The organism is Paenibacillus sp. JJ1722, from assembly GCF_048282685.1.
GTDB lineage: Bacteria > Bacillota > Bacilli > Paenibacillales > Paenibacillaceae > Paenibacillus > Paenibacillus polymyxa_B.
Genome location: NZ_CP182500.1, coordinates 2769465 through 2790859, shown reverse-complemented (window position 1 = coordinate 2790859; position 21395 = coordinate 2769465). Strand labels below are relative to the sequence as shown.

Here is a 21395-nt window from a genome sequence, read left to right as displayed (position 1 = left end):
TCAGGCGGTTTGTCCGCGATCGAACAGCTTATTGATAACTAAAGTTGCCAGCAGCGAGATCAGTACAAGCAGCACAGATACAGCACACGCATAGCCATAGTTGCTCTCCATAAAAGCATAGCGGTAAATCATGAATGTCATTGTATAATTTGTAGTACCAGGTCCCCCGTTGGTCATAATCAGCATCTGCACAAAGGCGCCTATCCCAGAGGTAATCGCGATAATGAAGCAGAATTTGTACGTTTCCCTCATCAGAGGAAGTGTAACATGCAGATGCGCTCTCCATTTGCTGCAACCGTCAATCGTGGCGGCTTCAAAGTAGTCCTCAGGTACTGACTTAACCCCTGCATATAGCAGCGCGAATTGATACCCCATAAACTGCCAGGCATTAACAAAGGCGATGGCAATAATTGATGCTGTCGGGGAGCTCAGCCAATTTTGCTGATACGAGATATTCAAAAGATCGAACAGCCGGTTGATCAGTCCGTTGGTCGGGTCGTAAATGGCGATCCACAGCTGGCACACCACAGTTACCGACAGAACAACCGGAATAAAATAAGCCGTTTTCAGTATTTTCCGCCCGCGTGTACGCGGGTCTGCACAAATCAGCGCCAATAGCGTTCCCAGTCCAATCTGAAAGACCACCAGTACAATTGCAAATATCAATCCGTTCTTAAGCGAAGTGGAAAGTAAAGGATCGGAAAAGAGCTCCCGGTAATTACTCAATCCCGAAAAGATCGGCGTACTAAGGCCATCCCATTCATAAAAGCTACGAAGAACGGTCTGCAGAACAGGATAAATCAGGATCACACTGTACAGGATCAAAGCAGGGAGCAGAAACAGTGCCAGCGCCGGTTTGTTCCCCAAATATTTATTCATGTGTTGCTTCCACCCCTTATTTTCGGGACGGCTCCCCCCCAGCGACTTATGTCGCCAGAGGTTGCTTGTCCCTGGATTATCAGTTTTCTTTCTCCAATGTACTGTTCAGATTGTTCACAAAACCCTCTACCAAAAAGTTGTCCACCATCAGATTCTGGGTATTGTCATTGATTGTGTTCTGAATTTTGGTATTGCTCAGAAGCTGAGCATATTCCTTGGCGTTTGGCAGCAACTCTTTGGCGACTCGCTGCATCATTGCTGGAACATTGGAGGCGATTTGCTTATCCACTTTCGGCGAAACGATAGGACTTCCGAGTTGGGTATATTTGTACTCGGCTGACTTTGTCGCAAGGAATGCTGCTACCTTTACGGCAGTTTCCTTGTTCTCGCTACTCGACGATACTGCGTAACCCTGTGGCGAACCTGCACCGTCGATAAAATATTTGGACTTCTCGTAGGTTGCTTCATCCTTTGCTGGCCAGTACATCCAGTCGACCTGGTCGCCCAGCTTTTCCTGTGAACTGTAAATTTCCCATTGTCCGTTCACAAACATGGCAGCCTTTCCCTGATAGAACAGGGACGATGCCTGATCATAATTGGTGTTCGTGGCATTTGCGTCGAACAATCCGGCTTGCTGCAATTGCTTCATCTGCTGTGCTGCCGTTACAAACGCTTCTGGCAATGCTTTTACACCTTTCTGATCAAGTGCTCCGAATCCTTGTGGCTGCTCTCTTGTGACCAGCCCATTATAAAAAGCAGTCGTAATCCACTTTTCCTTGGCAAAGATCGACATGGGCACATAACCTGCAGCTTTCAACTTTTTAGCTGCTTCGCCCATTTGATCAATCGTCCTAATCGGCGTTTCGATCCCCGCCTTCTCAAAAATCGACTTGTTGTAATAGATAAGCTGGAATTCAATGCCTGTATCCGGATAAGCATACACATGATTATCTGGAGCTACTAAACGAGATTCAACACCCGGATTAAGATTCTCCTTGAATTTAGCCGTTGTCTCATAGTTGTCCAGCACCTCGACATTTTTCGATTTTGCTAAAGTTTGCAGAGTTGGCCAATCCGTGAAATAAATGTCCGGCATGTTTCCTGTCGCTGCATAAGTCTTTAGCTTCTGGTATCCGTCCTGAACGGCAGGATCCAGTTCAATCTCAACGTTTGGCATGTCCTTTTTGAGTTCTTCCACGGCATAATCGAATGGCTTGGTGGTATCGGCGTCAAAATGCTGCGCATATACCTTCAATTTGATCGCTGTGTCTCCCGTCCCGCCCTGGGAGGAAGCTGATTTATCTCCGCCACAAGCGACCAATCCAATAGACATGGTGAGCACTAGCAAAGCTGCACCCCAACTTCTGTAAGTTTTTTTCATTTGTTTAATCCCCCTTATGCAGTGTGTTTTATGTTTGCGCTTTCATTTGCATGACTACAGTATACTCCCGCTTCTTTTCTTGATTAAGGAATAAAACGGGCATAATCAGTAAAAAACGGGACAAATAGAGCAGCGGTTCTCCATATAGGAAAACCGCCAGGCTTAAATCGATGTTGTTCTGCCTCGCAGGACAAGAGCTACCTTTTTTGGAGTTGCTCATATTCAGTCGGTGTCATGCCAAAGCGTTTCTTGAAGCATTTGCTGAAATAATTGGGGTCACTGTATCCAACACTTTCAGCGATTTCCGCCAACTTCCGATTTCTGTTCAGTAAGAGCTCCTTAGCCTTCTTCATCCGAATATGTGTAATATGATCCACTATGGAGAAGCCGGACTCCTTGCGGAAGACGCGCCGCAGATAGCTGGGATCGACGAAAACCCCGCACGAAACCTGCTCAGCAGACAACTCTGTGTCTGCATAATGCTCCTCGATATAGGTGATCGCCGCAGCAAAAAGATTGGAAGCCTTCGTAGAGTGCATATTCTCCATCAATTGGATCAGCCTGCGGTACAAAGCGAGCATCCATCCTTCAGCAGCCTCCCAGGAATCTAACTCCCGGAGCCGGTCGTAAGGAGACTTGTTCAAACCTTCATCCCATAGCCGATCATAAGGAATGCCTCGTTCACTTGCAAAGGAAAGTGCTAGAGATACGATTCCCATAAGCATCGCGTCCGCGTATTCATCCCCCCACCTATATATACTAAGCTGCTGGATTGCCTTACGGACTTCCTCTAACGTTTCACTGTCTTTCAATCGAAGGTCTAGCACGACTGCATCACGCAGATGGCCCAAATCAGGCATACTTGCTCTGCCGTGCAACGCTTCGCTACCATGACCCCACTCGGTACTTTCGCTCTCCTGCAGAAACACCGGTAGTTTCGGCTTAATACGTTCCAACATCGAGAGCATTTCTTCTGCATTGAACGGCTTCAACAAATAATCCTGCACTCCGGTTCGAACCGCCTTCTGTAGGTATTCAAATTCGTTATGTCCAGATATGAATACAATAACGATGCGTTCGAACTTGACTTTCAACCTCTCGGCTAATTCAATTCCATCAATGAAGGGCATATTGATATCTACGAGGGCGAGATGCGGCTGATACCGTTCGGCTTCTTGAAGTGCTTCCTGTCCGTTCCTTGCTTCGCAGCAAACCCGAAAGCCATGACTTTCCCAATCTATCTTTATACGCAGAAAGTCTCGGAACAGCGGCTCATCATCGACAATCATCACTTTATACATCTTGGTGTTCACTCCCCTTTGGCAGCATCGGCAACGACAGGTCAACAGTTGTTCCCTCCGCGAGAATACTTTGAACGGATATCCCATACTCCTCGCCAAAATACAGACTCAGTCGTTGCTGAACACTGTAGGTACCGATTGATCGTATTCCTTCTTTCGGTAAATGTCTGGACATAATAGTCTGAACTTGGAATTCATCCATCCCCACACCGTTGTCCTCCACCCGAACGATCACCTTATCACCCTGTTTAAAGGCAAAAATACGGATAAAACCTTTTGTTCCTTTCTTCTTAAGACCATGGTAAATCGAATTCTCGACAAGCGGCTGAAGCGAGAGCTTCGGGATAGGTGTACCTGCAAGCTCGGCAGGGATATCCACTTCATAGCGAAACACATCGGGATAACGGATTTGCAAAATCGTCAGGTAATCATCAGTAATCTGAGCTTCCTTTTCTAAAGTAATTAATTCCCGTCCCTTGTTCAGCACCATTCGATAAAAATCTGCTAGCGCTTTTGTAGTATCTCTAGCCTCATCATTACGATCTAACTCATTGAGTGCATAAATGGTATCCAAAGTGTTGTACAGAAAATGCGGTTTAATTTGGGCGCTTATCAGTGCGAGCTCATATTCACGCTTACGGTTCTGTTCCTGCCTTACCTCATCCAGCAGCTCCCGAACTCTTCTTACCATAAAGTTAAACGCTTCAGCAATCGTACCGATCTCATCCTCTGTGCGGACTGTCGTAACCGCTTGCAAGTCACCAGTTACTACTTTTCGCATGGCCCTAGTCAGATGTTCGAGAGGGCTAACGACCATTTTGGATAGAAAGCTAGCGCCCAGCCAGGAAAAAACAAGGCACAATACGCCGATTAAGAGCGACAATCTAACATTTTGCCGGACATCAGCCGTAAGCAGGCTAAGAGATACGATATTGACCAACTTCCAATCCATCCGGGTATAATCAGTGACCGTTACCAGATTGCCCTCATCCTCGAATGAGCACGTTCCTTGGGATGCATTAGGCGCACAACGTTGGATGGCCTCACCTAGCTGTGGATTCACCGGATTCATAAGCATCTCATTGTCTTCTGCCACCGCCACGCGCATTCCGTTATCTAAAAAATAATAAGATTTGGGCGCATCCGGATCGCTGGAACGGAAGTAATCGGACAAACCTTCTTCCTTCACTAACAGAAAAAGGGTTCCATAGGGTTCGCCCGTGTCTATATTAATGACCGTCTTCCCCAACGTCAAAACCGGAGAGTTCGGATCTGGTGTTAGGAAATCCCTCTTCTCCATATCAAACCAGAGTGCCTGTCCATAACTTTCGGATTCCCTTACCCGCTTAAGCATGCTATAGATCTTGCGATCATCCCCGCTTTCGGTATAAGAGGCGAAAATTGTCCCTTCATTATCAATAAATACAGCGGCATCCACCTCACGAAAGATTGACAAATCAATGGATAGGCGGCTCTGCATCAAGTTTCCAAACTGAATAGACTCCATCGCAGTACCAGGTTTGGCACCGTATGAATCATACATCCGGTTAATATTCGTCACCATAATATTGGCCGCTGTTTCCACGCTGCTGAATATGTAATCGGTCCGAGACAAGATAAGCTGAGACTCATCGACCACGTTGCTGGTGGTTCGGTCTATCAAAGAACGGCTGAAAAGCTGGTTGGACAACAGTCCAAGAGTAAGCAGAGAAACAATAATTAGCGGAAGAAATACCGTTATAACCTTGCTTTTAAAGCGAAGTCGACCAAACCACTTACGAGCTAGTGACAGAATATTCAACTAGGACCCCTCCGTCATCAAGAGAATATTCATCATGTTAACACAAACAATCTCTACAGTAGTAGATCAAAAATAATGTTAAAAAAATTCAACCGTCCATCTTGAAAGTGCTTTAAAGATGTGTTAGGATAAAGTCGATTTTTAGTAAAATTATTAACTAAAAAGGTGTGAGCTCTTTTGGCAACCATTAAAGACATTGCCCGCAAAGCGGGTGTGTCTGCCGCAACCGTTTCAAGGGTTTTAAATAACGATCTGTCACTGTCCGTAAGCCCAGACACCAAAAGCAGAATTTTTTTGGTTGCCGAGCAACTCGGGTATAAGCCTACCCGGCTGAGGCAATTAAAGCAGAATACGGAACGTGCCGGGAAAACCGTCTCCCTCCTGCTGTGGTGTTCTATTGAGGAGGAAAGAGACGATCCGTATTACGCCTCGATCCGCCGTGGAATCGAACTGCGCTGTGAAGAGCTTGGACTGACGTTGGGCCAGACCTTGCGAGGCCGCTCATCCATCGGCACCCTGCAGAAGGCGGACGGTCTGATTGTTGTGGGCGGCGTTGATCCTGAAGAGGTATTCAAACTTCATCCTGACAAGAACACCATTGTCCTTGTCGACCAGTACCATGAACAGCTGGAGTATGATTCTGTACGACTTCATTTCCGGCAAGCTGTTGATCAGGCACTCGGACATCTACTTGAGCTTGGCCACCGACAAATCGGATTTATCGGCGGTAAGAGCGACGGTGAGCGAAGAGCGCATTATTTTGAACGATTCATGCGGGAACAGGGGTTGTACAATCCTCAATTCGTCCGTATAGGTGCCTGGAGTACCGCGGATGGTTATCTCATGATGAACGAGCTTCTAACCCAACAGGAACGACCGACGGCCTGCTTCGCTGCAAGCGATCCGCTCGCTATTGGTGCCCTCCGCGCCCTTCATGGACATGGAGTCAAGGTACCAGAGGATATGGCTGTTGTCGGCTTCGACGACATTGAGATGGCAGCCTTCGTGCAGCCTCCGCTAACCACTGTCCGTGCCTATCCTGAACAGATGGGAAAGGCTGCCGTGCAACTGCTCTCTGAACGGTTTGAGGGGCGTGAACCACCTGCGTATAGCGTGATCGGGACTAAGCTTGTCATTCGGGAGAGCTCATGCAAAAAAGGCTAAAATCAGTACTTGAGAGACTTATTGTCATTGATCAGTATCCTTACGTAAAACAATAATGATAACCCCCTAAGGAGTGAATATCATGAACATTCATGTTAACGAGGCGCTTGGTTTGTTTCATTTGCAGTCCAAGGATTGCAGCTATATTATCCAGCTTGTAGAAGGATATCCCGCACATGTCTATTGGGGAGCTCAACTTCATCATGACCAAAGTCTCGCAAGTATATTGGAGCTTAGGGAGCGTTGCTCCTTCTCTCCCACTCCCGTTTCTTCCAGCCGTACAATTTCTTTGGACACGCTTCCACAGGAATACCCCCAGTATGGAACAAGCGACTTTCGTCAACCAGCTTACCAGGTTGCACTTGCGGACGGGACTCGGACTACGGAGCTGAAATATAGTGGTTACCGTATTGAACCGGGTAAACCAAAGCTCGAGGGACTTCCTTCCGTCTATACCGAATCGGATGATGAAGCCACAACCCTCTGTTTGATCCTTGAGGATCCATACTCTGGGCTTAAGACTACACTGCTCTATACTGTATTTGCGAATCACAGTGCCATTGCGAGGTCTACTCTTTTTGAACAAAAGGGAAGCGCTACCATGAATATTGAACACGCCATGAGCGCCTCAGTCGACTTCGCCGATTCCAACTACCAAGCTCTCTACTTACCTGGAGCCTGGGTTCGGGAAAGACATATCCAACGACGCGATCTCGGACCTGGTTCCATTCGACTCGAGAGCAGACGGGGCTCCAGCAGTCACCAAATGAATCCCTTTCTGGCATTGCTTCGTCCTGATGCGACTGAAGACCGTGGGGCTGTGTACGGTTTCAGTCTAATCTACAGCAGCAACTTCGTCGCACAGGCGGAAGTAGAGCAGTTCAATCAGACTCGTGTAAGTATCGGAATCAATCCCTTTGACTTCTCCTGGCGGCTTGAGCCGGGTCAGTCATTCCAGACTCCTGAAGCCGTATTGGTCTTTTCCGAAGAAGGTCTTGGGGGCATGTCACGCACCTATCACCGACTCTATCGCACACGTCTTTGCCGGGGGACTTACCGTGACAAAGAGCGTCCTATTCTCGTGAACAATTGGGAAGCCACGTATTTCGACTTCGACGCCGATAAAATCGAAGCAATTGCCAAGGAAGCAGGCCCCCTTGGAATTGAGCTCTTTGTTCTAGATGACGGTTGGTTTGGTAAGCGCGACAATGACGACAATTCGCTTGGGGACTGGTTTGAAGATCGCCGAAAGCTGCCTGGCGGCCTTGCCGACCTGGCCAAACGGGTTAATGAACAAGGATTACAGTTTGGCTTGTGGGTTGAGCCGGAAATGGTATCACCTGATAGTGAATTGTATCGTAACCATCCCGACTGGTGCCTGCATGCGGAAGGTCGGCGGCGGACGGAAGGCCGATCCCAACTGGTGCTCGATCTCTCCCGCAAGGAAGTATGCGACTACTTGTACGAGACGCTTAGCTCCGTATTCTCGATCGCTCCGATTACTTATGTCAAGTGGGACATGAACCGTAATATGACGGAGATTGCTTCGGCTACAGCTCCTAGCGAACGACAAAAGGAAACTGCGCACCGTTATATGCTCGGACTTTACGATCTGTTGGAACGTCTGACCTCCCAGTTCCCGGACATCTTGTTCGAAAGCTGTTCCGGAGGCGGTGGACGATTCGATCCCGGAATGCTCTACTATATGCCGCAGACATGGACCAGTGACGATACTGATGCCATTGAAAGATTGGCTATCCAGTATGGCACAAGCATCGTGTATCCGGCCAGTACCATGGGCGCACACGTATCGAATGTACCGAATCACCAGGTGGGGCGAATCACCTCCCTCGCTATACGCGGCGACGTGGCAATGAGCGGGAATTTTGGCTACGAACTTGACCTAACTGCCTTTACAAATGAAGAAAAGGAGCTCGCTGCCAAACAAATCGCCCAGTATAAGGAAATTCGTTCCCTTGTACAGCAAGGAGATATGTATCGACTCCTTAGTCCATTTGAGGGCCGAGGCGACACGGCCTGGATGTTCGTTAGCGAGGACCAGTCCGAAGCTTTTGTCGCTTACTTCCGTGTACTAGCTGAACCGAATGGGCCCATCCGGCGACTAACTCTAAAAGGACTTGACCCAGATAAAAAGTATATAATCGAACACGGAGCGACGGGCAACACTGCAGTCCATACGGGTAATACCTTAGTGGAAGATGACGGTTCCCCCTTCCGCGTAGCATTTGATGGAGAAATTTTCGGAGGTGACCGCCTAATGAGAATTGGGCTTGTGGTCTCCGATCTCACTGGAGATTTCGCCAGCTCTACCTTCCGCCTTAAAGCTGTCTCCTGCTAATCATGGACCAGCCAGTGACGATAAAAAAATTTAAACAAGGCAGGCCGATTTTCCGGCCTGCCTTGTTTTATAACTTTGGTCCTTGTAGATTAAAGACACACAAGAGATTGCCAAGCAATTGATCATTTAATAGCATCCTTGACTTTGATTCTCCATATCATATGATCAGAGCCTGCTCCCCAATAATCGTTTAATAAATAATCAGGAGTGCCAAATTTCTTTTTCCATATTTTCTGCGCAATACGATATCCACTATCTGTAGTCAGGGTGAACAAGTACAGTTCCTACCTCGCACAAATTTTTAAATGTAGCATTGGTAGATTTACTTATTAGTTCACTTACTGGTCCATATTCAATAGAACCTATTATATGATTCCCATCTACAGCGATTAAGAAGTATCGTTGTTCACCGTGACTCTCAAAGTCACGTTCCAAATATACCCTCTTAGTCTCAATTTCCTCCTCTATGTCTTCCAGCATATGACCAATGCCTTCTTTAGCAAACGTGTCTATAATCACAATTCTAAACAATTCATTTATCTTTTCGATGTCCTTAATTTCTGGCCTTCTGATTTCGACATTATTCATCTAATTTCAGCCGATGTACGATTCAGTACGAGACGCTTTGAAAGCACACGATTCGATAACTCCATCAGGCTTTTTATTTCATAAGTGGGTTGAATACCAGACGCGTTTGTTTTCCCAGCAGGGTTGAACCAGCAGGTATCGATTCCGTATTGGTTCCCTCCTTGAATATCCGAGGTCAAAGAATCACCGACCATGAGAACCTTACTTTTATCTGAAATGGCTAGCTTAGTAAATGCATAATCGAAAATACCAGCTTGTGGTTTTTGGCAACCCACTTCCTCTGAAATAATTACCTGCTCAAATACATCACGCAGCGGTGAAAGCTGAATTCTGGAGGTTTGCACCTCTTTGATTCCATTCGTAATGATCGCCAAACGACAATCAGACAGCATATCACATAATTCAACCGCTCCGTCCATCAAAAAAGCACCTTCACCCAAATAACGTAAATATGCAGCACTAAAGGCATCTGGATTGAAGTCTAGATCATAAACAGTAAATAATCGCTTAAACCGTTCCACACGCAGTTGCGCTGAGGTAATGTGTCCTTCCTCTGCCTCTCGCCACAACGCGCCGTTGATTTCATCGTAACTGGATTTATACTCCGTGGCCCCTTGCGGCAATCCAAATTGGGTAAACGTATTATGTAGCGCATGACTTTCTGCCTTTTTAAAATCAAACAGCGTATCATCGACATCAAATAAAATAATTTCGTATTTCATAACGACCTCCATATCATTGCTTTACTAAATTGTTCAGTTCTATGAGTCTTAGAATTGTTTTCTGATAGGGCATAAAAAACGGGAATTAAACTATCAATGTAACATGATCTCCCGGTTATTATACAGATCCTAGTTAAGCCGTCAAGTCACGACAACCAGGATGAAGTAATATTACCCAACAGTTTATTTACTTTGTTTGTTTTATCAGATAAATCGAGATCGTATCTTTCTTCTAATATTTTGTCAATCTTGTTTATTGTTTATCATCTTCTATATGTTTTTGATTTTCTGGCTGTCCTAATTGAAATTAAAAGATTACCGTTGGAACCTATGATAACAATATTTCGCTAAAGTTGGATATTGGTGACGAACATGAACTGATTGACGATTTGAGCTAGTGAGAAGCGCATGCGTTTTGCCAAGCCGCTGACATATCGATTTATAAAAAGAGGAGAATGCTTCCTCAAGCTGCCCCTGATGAGACAAGCCTATAGGTAACCATTCTCCTTTTAAAAATTTAGTCTAATTGTTCTCCATTCGTAGCAATAACATTTTTATACCAATAAAATGATTTTTTCTTTATGCGACGTTTTGTACCTCTGCCCATATCGTCCTGATCTACATAAATATATCCATAGCGTTTTGACATTTGATTAGTTCCGGCGCTAATCATATCGATACAGCCCCAGCTCGTGTAGCCAAATACATCTACACCATCTGCAATTGCTTCTTTTACTTGTTTAATATGTTCTTTTAAATAAGAAATACGATAATCATCCTCAATTTTATCGCCCTCCTCTAATACATCTAAAGCGCCATATCCATTTTCAGCAACAAATAATGGTTTTTGATAAAGATCATACAATTGGTTTAAAGCAGTTCGTAGACCTTTAGGGTCAACCTGCCATCCCCAATCACTTGTTGGCAAATAAGGATTTTTAACTCCTCCTGTAAGTAGATTTCCTACCGCTCCTTCGATTCTTTCTGGATGTGCACTGACTGCGCTAGACATATAGTAGCTAAAGGACACGTAATCAACCGGATAATCTCTCATAATTTGTTCATCTTCGGGTTCTGTTTCCAGTACTACATTCTTTTCTGCAAGCATTTTAGCTGTGTAAGCAGGATAATAGCCTCTTGCCTGAACATCTGTAAAGAACAATGAGGTACGCTGTTTATCTACTGTAGCTTGAACATCATCTGGATCACAGCTATAAGGAACAAGTAACTGATAACTAACCATGCATCCTACCATTGCTTTAGGATTACTCTCTTTGCATGCTTTGGTTGCAAGAGCACTTGCTACAAATTGATGATGAGCGCCTTGAAATTTTGCTTGTTCAATATTAGGGTGATTTTCCTCAATAACCCCTAGACTTACATATGGGTGATGGGTCACACAGTTAATTTCATTAAAAGTCATCCAATATTTCACTTTGTTTTTATATCTGTCAAATACAGTTGAAGCAAAACGAACAAAGAAATCTATTAGTTTACGATTCACCCAGCCACCATACTTTGTTGAAAGATGTAGTGGCATTTCATAATGAGATAAGGAAACAACAGGCTCTATTCCATACTTATTCAGTTCATCAAAAACACGATCATAAAACGACAATCCTTCCTCATTGGGTACTAACTCATCACCATTCGGAAAAATACGAGTCCAAGCAATTGACATGCGATAAGCTTTAAAGCCCATTTCTGCAAATAATGCGATATCTTCTTTATAATGATGATAAAAGTCTATCCCATGTCTTTTGGGATAATATTTTTTACTTGCAGGATCTTGAGCTTCTTCTATTTGCTTATGAGTCATTAAATGCCACTGATCTGACCATTGCTCTTTCGGCATCTTTTCATCAAACGTATATACATCAGCCAGAGAAAGTCCCTTGCCGCCAACATCACTTGCTCCTTCTAGTTGATTTGCAGCCGTTGCTCCACCCCACAAAAAATCTTCTGGAAATTTTGTTTTCATTTGAAACATGATAACCCTCCTATTAGTACATAGATCCTATGTCAACAAACTATTATTTTTATGAACAGAAATGCATTAAGAAACTCTAACAGGCTTTAATTGATGATCTCATCTTAGCTTGCAAGCGCCTTCTGTTCTTCTTTATATTTCTGATTGTCCATGATCTTAAAGAACGGGAAGTAAATAACAAAGGATACAGCAAACAAAATAAGCTGTAAGACGATCCCCGAGACACTACCAGTCATCAGATATCCGCCTATAAGTATTGGCATTGTCCCAGGAGGCAACACACCAATGGGGCTCGCTACCCATCCATAATACATAGATAGATAGGTTATCAACACGCTAATAACTGGTGTTATAAGAAACGGAATCAAAATGATTGGGTTTAATACGATTGGCATACCGAAGATTAACGGTTCATTGATATTAAATAGTCCGGGTCCAATGGCTAGTCGTCCCATTTGCTTCAATTGTTTACTCTTAGAAAAGAAAAACATTGCGAGCACAAGACCAAGTGTTGCACCGGATCCACCGATAAAGATAAGATATCTAAATTCTGCCGTAACAATATTATCGACGGGTAATCCTGCTGCGTAGGCAGCTGCGTTCTCTGATGTCAACTGTAACCAGATAGGTAACATGACAGAACCTACAATTGTAGAACCATGTAACCCAATCGCCCATAACAAATTGATTAATAAGAATACAAAGATTGTACCAACTAGGCTTGTACCAACATTGGTTAAAGGTTGTTGTAGAAGTTTTGCGACGATAGTGTGAACGTTTTCAAAATGAGTAAAGTTTTCAACAAGTAAACGTATAACCCATACACTCACGATGACAATAAAACCTGGAATAATTGCTGTAAAGGATTTTGCAACAGTGGGCGGAACTCCATCTGGCATTTTGATAACAATATTCTTTTGAACGACCCTACGGTAAATTTCTGTCGAGAATATTGCAATAAGCAATCCTACGAATAAGCCTTGACTCGAAAAGTAATTAACATTCATTGCTGTTGTGACCACTTTATCTACCGTAAAAGTTGTATTAGGCGTGACAACAAAATACGAACATAATGCTACAGCCCCTGAAGCAAGTGGGTCCACTTTATAACTCTCAGCTAGCCTATATCCGACAGCAAAGGTAGCAATTAATGCGACCAGATTAAATGTACCATTGTAAGGATAAAGTAAGGTTGCTTTGATATCTGGATGAGCTTTTAAGAAGTTTATATAAGCTGGAATTGGCAGATTTGCTAAGATTAGAAACACGGAACCGATAATAATAAATGGGATTGTTAGAACCATTGCATCGCGAAGTACTTGTAAATGCCGTTGACCAGCAATTTTGCCTGCAATTGGCATTACCTTTTCTTCTAAAAACTCAGTTATTTTACCCATAACATCGTGTCCTCTCCCGAAGATGTAATTTCTTGTAGCGATGCCACTTCTATTTGGCTTGAACAATCTCTATTTTGAACGCTTATATAGCTCGATCATTTCTGTAACAAGCAGTGAAATGGTTTCTACACTCATGAGTTGGTCTTCTGCATGCATTAATATCAGTGAGAAATCAAGTTGCTCTCCATTTGCTTCTCTTTTTACTAATGAAGAATGCGCTCTATGTCCTTCTCTAAAAAATTGCTTTGACTCTTCTAACTTTCCTTCTGCTAATTGAAATTCTCCTTCTTTTGCCGCATAAAGTGCCTCAATTACTAAGCTTTTAGCTGTACCTACGTTACTAATAATGTTAAACGCCACCGTATAGTATTCTTCTTTTACCATAACTTCTCCCCTCTTATCTTTTATTGTTTAGTAACAAATTCTTAATTCAAATCCTTTGTTATTTGCTTTTTATTAACTGTAATGCATCTTCTAACACTTTTTCACCGTTCATCATACCGTAATGTTGCATATTAATAGCTTCAATAAAAATATTTTTATCTGCCAATTTAGTTTCTAATTGCTTTTTCAAATATTTCACCTGAGGCCCTAATAATATGACGTCTACATTTCTCTCTTTCAAAGTAAATTCAATTTCAGAAGCCGATTTGGCAAAAATATCTACTTTTATGCCTTTTTCCTCAGCTGTTTTTTGCATTTTCGTTACTAATAAACTTGTACTCATTCCTGCTGCACATACTAACATAATTGTATTCATAATCTTTTCCCCCTTAAATTCCTTCATTTACTGAACAACTTAAGTTTACAATTAAATCGCTTTCTTTTTAACCGAACCTTTTTCCAAAAACAATAGGAAACGTTTGTGGTGTAAAAAACGGCTCCTTGTTGTTTCAGTTTAGTAACTGCATGATTTCTTCCACGGAGTCTTTGGCAAGAATTCGTTGGACGATCTCCTTATTCTCTATAAGCGAACCGAGTTTCTTATACATGTTTTCTAAATCGACATTGTTTCCTTCTTTAATGTTTAACAAACAAATCAACTGTACCATTTGCTTATCATTCCATCGAATTGGGCGTTTTAACGTACATATGGTCCAGAAAGTTTCTGTCGTAACGGGAAGAGTCGGATGTGGAATGGCTACTAGATTACCAAAACTTGTTGGAGCCAATGCCTCCCTTTCTAATACTAAAGATACATAATCATCAGGTACAAGACCTTGTTTAACCAACTTACTACTTAAAAAATGAATAACGCTTTCCTTTGTTGTTAATTCTTTTTTCACAAACACCCGGGATGGATCAAGATAAGTATGAGCTTCTCTTTGCTGTTCTGAAGAGGATAAGAGGTTCCTGATTCGATTTAGATCCTTATCATCTAAAAAGGTATTTACTACATAGACGGGTATCCCTATATCCTCTTTGATCGGAACTGTACTGATTATAAAATCTATAGAGGATAAATCGGCTTCTGCTAATTTATAATAACTGATTGTATTTACAATTTGTAACTTATTTTCAAATGAATTGATTAATCGATAATACAGTAATTTTGCGCTTCCGACACCTGAAGCACATACAATAATCACTTTTTTTATCTTGTTGTTTTTATTTTTCATTCTTTCTAAAGCAACTCCAATGTGTAAAGCGATAAAAGCTACCTCATGTTCTCCAACTTCTAAATTCAAAAAATTATTAATACACTTGCTGGCTATAAGAGCTCCTTCAAATGCCGCTGGATAATTTACTTTAATTTCATTTAATAAGGGGTTTCTAATATTCATTTTGTACCTAAGTCTGTTCATTGCAGGCCTAATGTGAAGTGTGAGTGCTTGAATGAATTCAACGTCATGATTGAAATCCCAATTTAATTCTTTCTGTAATTTATTCAGAATACAACTCACAATGGATCCGACTTCATCCAACTTACTGTACTCTGACAAACTTTCTTTTGGAAGCAATTTAGTACCTACCAAATGGGTAATAACATAATTGATCTCCGAATCAGGAAATAGCAATCCTGTAATGTCTTCTATTTCTTTGACAATTTCATGGGCCACTATTTCTTCGAAAGGGTAGTCTTTTTGTAAATATACCGACGGATTATCAATTAAAAATCCCTCTTCGATTCTCTTACAAGCAATAATTAAATGAATAGCAAGGTTTTCTAAAGAAATATCTGATATTTCAATTTTGTATTTGTTTACTTTTTCGATTATTACTTCTTTAATTTTCTTGTATTCCTTTTTATCAAATAAAGGAAAGTCCTCATGAGATTGATTGAAGTTTTCTTCTCTTTTGTATAAATAATTTGATAAACATGTTCGTTTCATAAATTCATCACCCTCTATATACAAGCCGTAGTGGGGGCGATTTACTAAATTCAGGTTGTACTTTTCCAGTATTTTTCGCACTTCTTTTAAATCGTTTTGTATTGTAGATTTAGATACAAACATTTCTTCTTCAATAGTCACTAATTTTATATAGCTATTTTCTAACAAGAAACGGCTCAACAAATAAATAACTCGGTTATCTTGTTCAGAAAAGTCAATTGTAGAATGACTGAGTTTATCATTAGTTAAGTCATTGAAATTTTGATTAAACAAATCTTTATCGGTAATTTTTATGTCGTATCCTTTTCCCCTAATCAATTCTAAATTTAGACCCATTGGAGCAGACTTAATTTGTATATACTTCAAATCATTACGTATGGTTCGATCACTAACATTTAATTCTTTAGAAATCCATGCAGCAGTAACAGGATGATTTGAACTAATTAAGTATAAGAGTATTTCTTTTTGCCGTTTGGAAAACAATCTTATCCCTCTTTCTTTAAACTTACTTATTTAAAGGTTACGCCATCAAATCGATGGACGCAGCTGTGTCAAATTTACAGTATCATAATTTTGTTTTCTGTCAAACAACGTATCAAACTCAGCATACAGTCGATCAAATCTCGCTGATCCATGCTACTGCGCTCCAAGCTTAGTATAATAAACAAAATCGTGATTATTCATTCCGTCAACTGTATGTTAGATGTCTTCCCTAAGCTCAGGCATGATCTTGATTTGTTAACATCAAAAAAGTCGACTCCTTATTAAATAGGAATCGACCGTTTAAAATCTTAGTGATCATCATTAATCCATTTTGCTAATGTTTGATCAAAACAATGAGGTTCTTCAAACATCGGGTTATGCCCACTATATTCAAAAATCACTTTTTTCACGTTCTCGTAGGTGTCATCGACCCTATCCCATAATGAAACAGGTGCAACCAAATAATCATACCTTCCCAAACCAATAAATACGGGTTTATGGATATCCGCCAGGGATTGTATCAAATTCATGTTACCGAAAGCTTCTCCCCATAAATAATCAATGATAGGCATGTTCGTGTACACATCATTCCACGTGTAAGCCGCATCATAGGCATAATCATAAAAGCTTTGGGCTCCCATTCGTATACACATGTGAACAAATCTTCCATCAGGGTCTCTTTTGATATCTTCCTCTAATAAAACAATGTCCTTTTCAAAACGTTTCTTTCTTTCTGGACTGGCCGTTTCATAAAAGAATGAAGCGCTTTGCCGCTGTCTTTCCTGGCTGTTCGTAGGTGCTGAATTTAAAAGCACCACTTTTTGAACATAGTCCGGGTATTGTTTAGCATATTCCAAAGCCATAAAGGCATGCCCGGAATGTCCTAATATGATAAATTCGTTTAGATGAAGGCATTGTCTTGCTGTTTCTATATCATTAATAACTTTATCCAAAGTATAGTCTTCTAGTTTAAGCTCGAGTCGGTTTTGCAAACCCTCTATGATCCAGAAAAATAAACTGAAACTTTTTATATAAATGGTCTGAAAATAAGCGAGGATAATATACACTACTGCCGATCACCAATATCGGCCTTCCGTTACCTGTTATAGCATATTTCAGCTCAAATCCATCACTAATAACTGTTTGATAAGTGCTCATTTATAATCTCCTTTTCTTTTTTAAATCACTCCCTTTCCTTTGTGTAATTCCCTTGTATTCTCCATAGAACGTTCCAACACTTCAACTCACCTCAGAAAGTACATTTATTTTTATGAGAAAAGTTTAACATGTTTTTTTCAAAAACAAAACTGGTTTACTCTTGTCTTACTTGTCTTTACTTATGGGATTCATACTTCATTTTTGACAAGCACATCTTTTTGGAAACAAAAAAACCGCGATAATCGCGGTTTTTTATGTAGAGGTCATACTTTTATTTGCTTGGCGACGTCCTACTCTCCCAGGACCCTGCGGTCCAAGTACCATCGGCGCTGGAGGGCTTAACGGTCGTGTTCGGGATGGGTACGTGTGGAACCCCTCCGCTATCGCCACCAAACATGAATTTACATCGTAAATTCTACTGTACGGTTATTCGGTTCATCACTTATCGTGTGAATGAATAGCCATGCGCTTGTCGTATGTCACTTGTACATACCTTCAAGGTTACACCCTGAAAACTGGATCCGAAACTCATTTGCGTTTTATTCTTAGGATAAGCCCTCGACCGATTAGTATTGGTCAGCTCCATGCATTACTGCACTTCCACCCCCAACCTATCTACCTCGTCGTCTTCAAGGGGTCTTACTAATTGGGAAATCTCATCTTGAGGGGGGCTTCACGCTTAGATGCTTTCAGCGCTTATCCCTTCCGTACATAGCTACCCAGCGGTGCTCCTGGCGGAACAACTGGTACACCAGCGGTACGTCCATCCCGGTCCTCTCGTACTAAGGACAGCTCCTCTCAAATTTCCTACGCCCACGACAGATAGGGACCGAACTGTCTCACGACGTTCTGAACCCAGCTCGCGTACCGCTTTAATGGGCGAACAGCCCAACCCTTGGGACCTACTTCAGCCCCAGGATGCGATGAGCCGACATCGAGGTGCCAAACCTCCCCGTCGATGTGGACTCTTGGGGGAGATAAGCCTGTTATCCCCAGGGTAGCTTTTATCCGTTGAGCGATGGCCCTTCCATGCGGTACCACCGGATCACTAAGCCCGACTTTCGTCCCTGCTCGACTTGTAGGTCTCGCAGTCAAGCTCCCTTCTGCCTTTGCACTCTTCGAATGATTTCCAACCATTCTGAGGGAACCTTGGGGCGCCTCCGTTACTCTTTAGGAGGCGACCGCCCCAGTCAAACTGCCCACCTGACACTGTCCTCGCACCGGATCACGGTACCAAGTTAGAACCTAGATACGATCAGGGTGGTATCCCAAGGATGCCTCCTCTCAAGCTGGCGCTCAAGATTCAACGGCTCCCACCTATCCTGTACAGATCGTACCCAAATTCAATATCAAGCTGCAGTAAAGCTCCATGGGGTCTTTCCGTCTTGTCGCGGGTAACCTGCATCTTCACAGGTATTAAAATTTCACCGGATCTCTCGTTGAGACAGCGCCCAAGTCGTTACGCCATTCGTGCGGGTCAGAATTTACCTGACAAGGAATTTCGCTACCTTAGGACCGTTATAGTTACGGCCGCCGTTTACTGGGGCTTCGGTTCATAGCTTCGCCCGAAGGCTTACCACTCCCCTTAACCTTCCAGCACCGGGCAGGCGTCAGCCCGTATACTTCGCCTTGCGGCTTCGCACAGACCTGTGTTTTTGCTAAACAGTCGCTTGGGCCTTTTCACTGCGGCCCCCTCGGGCTATTCACCCTACCGAGGCACCCCTTCTCCCGAAGTTACGGGGTCATTTTGCCGAGTTCCTTAACGAGAGTTCTTCCGCGCGCCTTAGAATTCTCTTCTCGCCTACCTGTGTCGGTTTGCGGTACGGGCACCTTCTCCTGGCTAGAGGCTTTTCTTGGCAGTCTGAGATCATGACCTTCGCTACTATAATTTTCGCTCCCCATCACAGCCCAGCCTTACGATGTGCGGATTTGCCTACACACCAGCCTCACTGCTTAGACGGACATCCATCAGTCCGCGTCACTACCCTACTGCGTCACCCCATTGCTCATAACGGATTACGGTGGTACAGGAATTTCGACCTGTTGTCCTTCGACTACGCCTATCGGCCTCGCCTTAGGTCCCGACTTACCCTGAGCGGACGAACCTTCCTCAGGAACCCTTAGGCTTTCGGCGGATCTGATTCTCACAGATCTTTTCGTTACTCATACCGGCATTCTCACTTGAATGCAGTCCAGCGCTCCTTACGGTACACCTTCAACCCGCATTCAACGCTCCCCTACCCCTGATGCAAGCATCAAGCCATAGCTTCGGTGGTGTGTTTAGCCCCGTTACATTTTCGGCGCAGAGTCACTCGACCAGTGAGCTATTACGCACTCTTTCAATGGTGGCTGCTTCTAAGCCAACATCCTGGTTGTCTGTGCAACTCCACATCCTTTCCCACTTAACACACACTTGGGGACCTTAGCTGATGGTCTGGGCTGTTTCCCTTTCGACAATGGATCTTAGCACTCACTGTCTGACTCCCGGAACTAAATCTATGGCATTCGGAGTTTGACTGAGCTTGGTAACCCTTGCGGGCCCCGCACCCAATCAGTGCTCTACCTCCACGATTCTTTTTTCCGAGGCTAGCCCTAAAGCTATTTCGGGGAGAACCAGCTATCTCCGGGTTCGATTGGAATTTCTCCGCTACCCCCACCTCATCCCCGCATTTTTCAACATGCGTGGGTTCGGGCCTCCAGTGCGTGTTACCGCACCTTCACCCTGGACAGGGGTAGATCACCCGGTTTCGGGTCTACGTCCACGTACTCATTCGCCCTATTCAGACTCGCTTTCGCTGCGGCTTCAGCTCTTCACCTTAACCTTGCACGGGAACGTAACTCGCCGGTTCATTCTACAAAAGGCACGCCATCACCCATAGATCGGGCTCTGACTTCTTGTAAGCACACGGTTTCAGGATCTATTTCACTCCCCTTCCGGGGTGCTTTTCACCTTTCCCTCACGGTACTGCTTCACTATCGGTCGCCAGGGAGTATTTAGCCTTGGCAGATGGTCCTGCCGGATTCATACGGGGTTTCACGTGCCCCGCACTACTCGGGATCCGTCTCGGAGAGAACAAGTTTTGAACTACAGGGCTTTTACCTTCTCTGGCGGGCCTTTCCAGACCTCTTCATCTAACCGGTTCCTTTGTAACTCCATGTGAGACGTCCCACAACCCCAAGAAGCAAGCTCCTTGGTTTGGGCTAATCCGCGTTCGCTCGCCGCTACTGACGGAATCACTATTGTTTTCTCTTCCTCAGGGTACTTAGATGTTTCAGTTCCCCTGGTCTGCCTCTATTCTGCCTATGTATTCAGCAGAAAGTGACTGTCGATGAAGACAGCCGGGTTTCCCCATTCGGACATCCCCGGATCAAAGCTTGCTTACAGCTCCCCGAGGCTTTATCGTTGTTCGCCACGTCCTTCGTCGGCTCCTGGCGCCTAGGCATCCTCCGTGTGCTCTTTGTAGCTTAACCTAGACTTTTCTTTCAAAGAAAGAAAATGTCGATGTTCAATAAAGAATGATTTTTGCCAAAGGCAAAAGATCTTTCCTTACCTGCTACCTTTATTTCACTTGTTTACACAAGATCAGCTTAAAGGAATATTCTAAAACGCAATTTCGTTTCGGTATCCAGTTTTCAAGGTGCAATTCGCTTCTTCGAAGCGAAACCCGATGAATATTTCGGTTCCACACGCATGTGTGAATGAAACATTCGTCGAAGCTTGAGAGTTTGAGCTCTCAAAACTGAGCAACGAGTGAGTAAGTTAAGGATATTCATTTCATTCACACGAACGTGATGAACCGAATTGAATATCCGGTCGCAGGTACATTGTACCTACTTAT

At 43.5% G+C, this 21395-nt stretch carries 12 protein-coding genes, 2 rRNA genes and 2 pseudogenes; 2 read left to right on the top strand and 14 right to left on the bottom strand.

All coding sequences use genetic code 11. The features are described 5' to 3' along the window. The 4 genes from ACM1ND_RS12480 to ACM1ND_RS12465 all read right to left on the bottom strand — a co-directional run bounded on the left by ACM1ND_RS12480 (nucleotide 1) and on the right by ACM1ND_RS12465 (nucleotide 5362). Nucleotides 1-879 (bottom strand): carbohydrate ABC transporter permease, encoded by an 879-nt coding sequence (locus ACM1ND_RS12480; protein ID WP_023988569.1) that lies wholly within the window; start codon nucleotides 877-879, stop codon nucleotides 1-3. 79 nt (nucleotides 880-958) lie between these two features. Next, a complete protein-coding gene (locus ACM1ND_RS12475; protein ID WP_028541313.1) occupies nucleotides 959-2260 on the bottom strand; it encodes an ABC transporter substrate-binding protein in 1302 nt (433 codons plus the stop codon). Between the two features lie 197 nt (nucleotides 2261-2457). Then, complete coding sequence (locus tag ACM1ND_RS12470) at nucleotides 2458-3561, bottom strand: response regulator transcription factor (RefSeq protein WP_418027833.1); 1104 nt, start codon at nucleotides 3559-3561, stop codon at nucleotides 2458-2460. Then, the gene (locus ACM1ND_RS12465) at nucleotides 3554-5362 is read right to left on the bottom strand and encodes a cache domain-containing sensor histidine kinase (protein ID WP_076160483.1); all 1809 of its coding nucleotides are present in this window, start codon (nucleotides 5360-5362) and stop codon (nucleotides 3554-3556) included. Before ACM1ND_RS12465 ends, ACM1ND_RS12470 begins: the two co-directional genes overlap by 8 nt. Before the next feature lie 177 nt (nucleotides 5363-5539). Here ACM1ND_RS12465 and ACM1ND_RS12460 point away from each other — a divergent pair, with 177 nt between their 5' ends. After that, complete coding sequence (locus ACM1ND_RS12460) at nucleotides 5540-6526, top strand: LacI family DNA-binding transcriptional regulator (RefSeq protein ID WP_023988565.1); 987 nt, start codon at nucleotides 5540-5542, stop codon at nucleotides 6524-6526. A gap of 82 nt (nucleotides 6527-6608) precedes the next feature. Next, on the top strand, nucleotides 6609-8885 hold the full coding sequence (locus ACM1ND_RS12455) for an alpha-galactosidase (RefSeq protein WP_023988564.1): 2277 nt from the start codon (nucleotides 6609-6611) through the stop codon (nucleotides 8883-8885). A gap of 122 nt (nucleotides 8886-9007) precedes the next feature. Here the strand turns inward: ACM1ND_RS12455 and ACM1ND_RS12450 are convergent. From ACM1ND_RS12450 to ACM1ND_RS12405, 10 genes and pseudogenes are all read right to left on the bottom strand, one after another. Next, nucleotides 9008-9473: pseudogene (locus tag ACM1ND_RS12450) on the bottom strand (GNAT family N-acetyltransferase). After that, nucleotides 9470-10195 (bottom strand): YjjG family noncanonical pyrimidine nucleotidase, encoded by a 726-nt coding sequence (locus ACM1ND_RS12445; RefSeq protein WP_341058477.1) that lies wholly within the window; start codon nucleotides 10193-10195, stop codon nucleotides 9470-9472. The pseudogene ACM1ND_RS12450 and the gene ACM1ND_RS12445 overlap by 4 nt, the downstream one beginning before the upstream one ends. A 517-nt stretch (nucleotides 10196-10712) precedes the next feature. Then, entirely contained in the window at nucleotides 10713-12185 is a 1473-nt protein-coding gene (locus ACM1ND_RS12440; protein ID WP_197032078.1) for a glycoside hydrolase family 1 protein, read from the bottom strand. 104 nt (nucleotides 12186-12289) lie between these two features. Next, on the bottom strand, nucleotides 12290-13582 hold the full coding sequence (celB, locus tag ACM1ND_RS12435) for a PTS cellobiose transporter subunit IIC (protein ID WP_023988562.1): 1293 nt from the start codon (nucleotides 13580-13582) through the stop codon (nucleotides 12290-12292). Nucleotides 13583-13651: 69 nt separating this feature from the next. Further along, nucleotides 13652-13966 carry a PTS lactose/cellobiose transporter subunit IIA gene (locus ACM1ND_RS12430; protein ID WP_023988561.1) on the bottom strand — a complete coding sequence of 105 codons (315 nt, stop codon included), beginning with the start codon at nucleotides 13964-13966 and terminating at the stop codon, nucleotides 13652-13654. Between the two features lie 58 nt (nucleotides 13967-14024). Further along, on the bottom strand, nucleotides 14025-14342 hold the full coding sequence (locus ACM1ND_RS12425) for a PTS sugar transporter subunit IIB (RefSeq protein ID WP_023988560.1): 318 nt from the start codon (nucleotides 14340-14342) through the stop codon (nucleotides 14025-14027). Between the two features lie 133 nt (nucleotides 14343-14475). Further along, the gene (locus ACM1ND_RS12420; protein WP_418027829.1) at nucleotides 14476-16398 is read right to left on the bottom strand and encodes a BglG family transcription antiterminator; all 1923 of its coding nucleotides are present in this window, start codon (nucleotides 16396-16398) and stop codon (nucleotides 14476-14478) included. A 308-nt stretch (nucleotides 16399-16706) separates the two neighbouring features. Continuing rightward, nucleotides 16707-17556, bottom strand: a pseudogene (locus ACM1ND_RS12415) (alpha/beta fold hydrolase). A gap of 277 nt (nucleotides 17557-17833) precedes the next feature. Continuing rightward, a 5S ribosomal RNA gene (gene rrf, locus ACM1ND_RS12410) occupies nucleotides 17834-17950 on the bottom strand. Between the two features lie 152 nt (nucleotides 17951-18102). Continuing rightward, nucleotides 18103-21027, bottom strand: a 23S ribosomal RNA gene (locus ACM1ND_RS12405). Nucleotides 21028-21395: the final 368 nt, after the last annotated feature.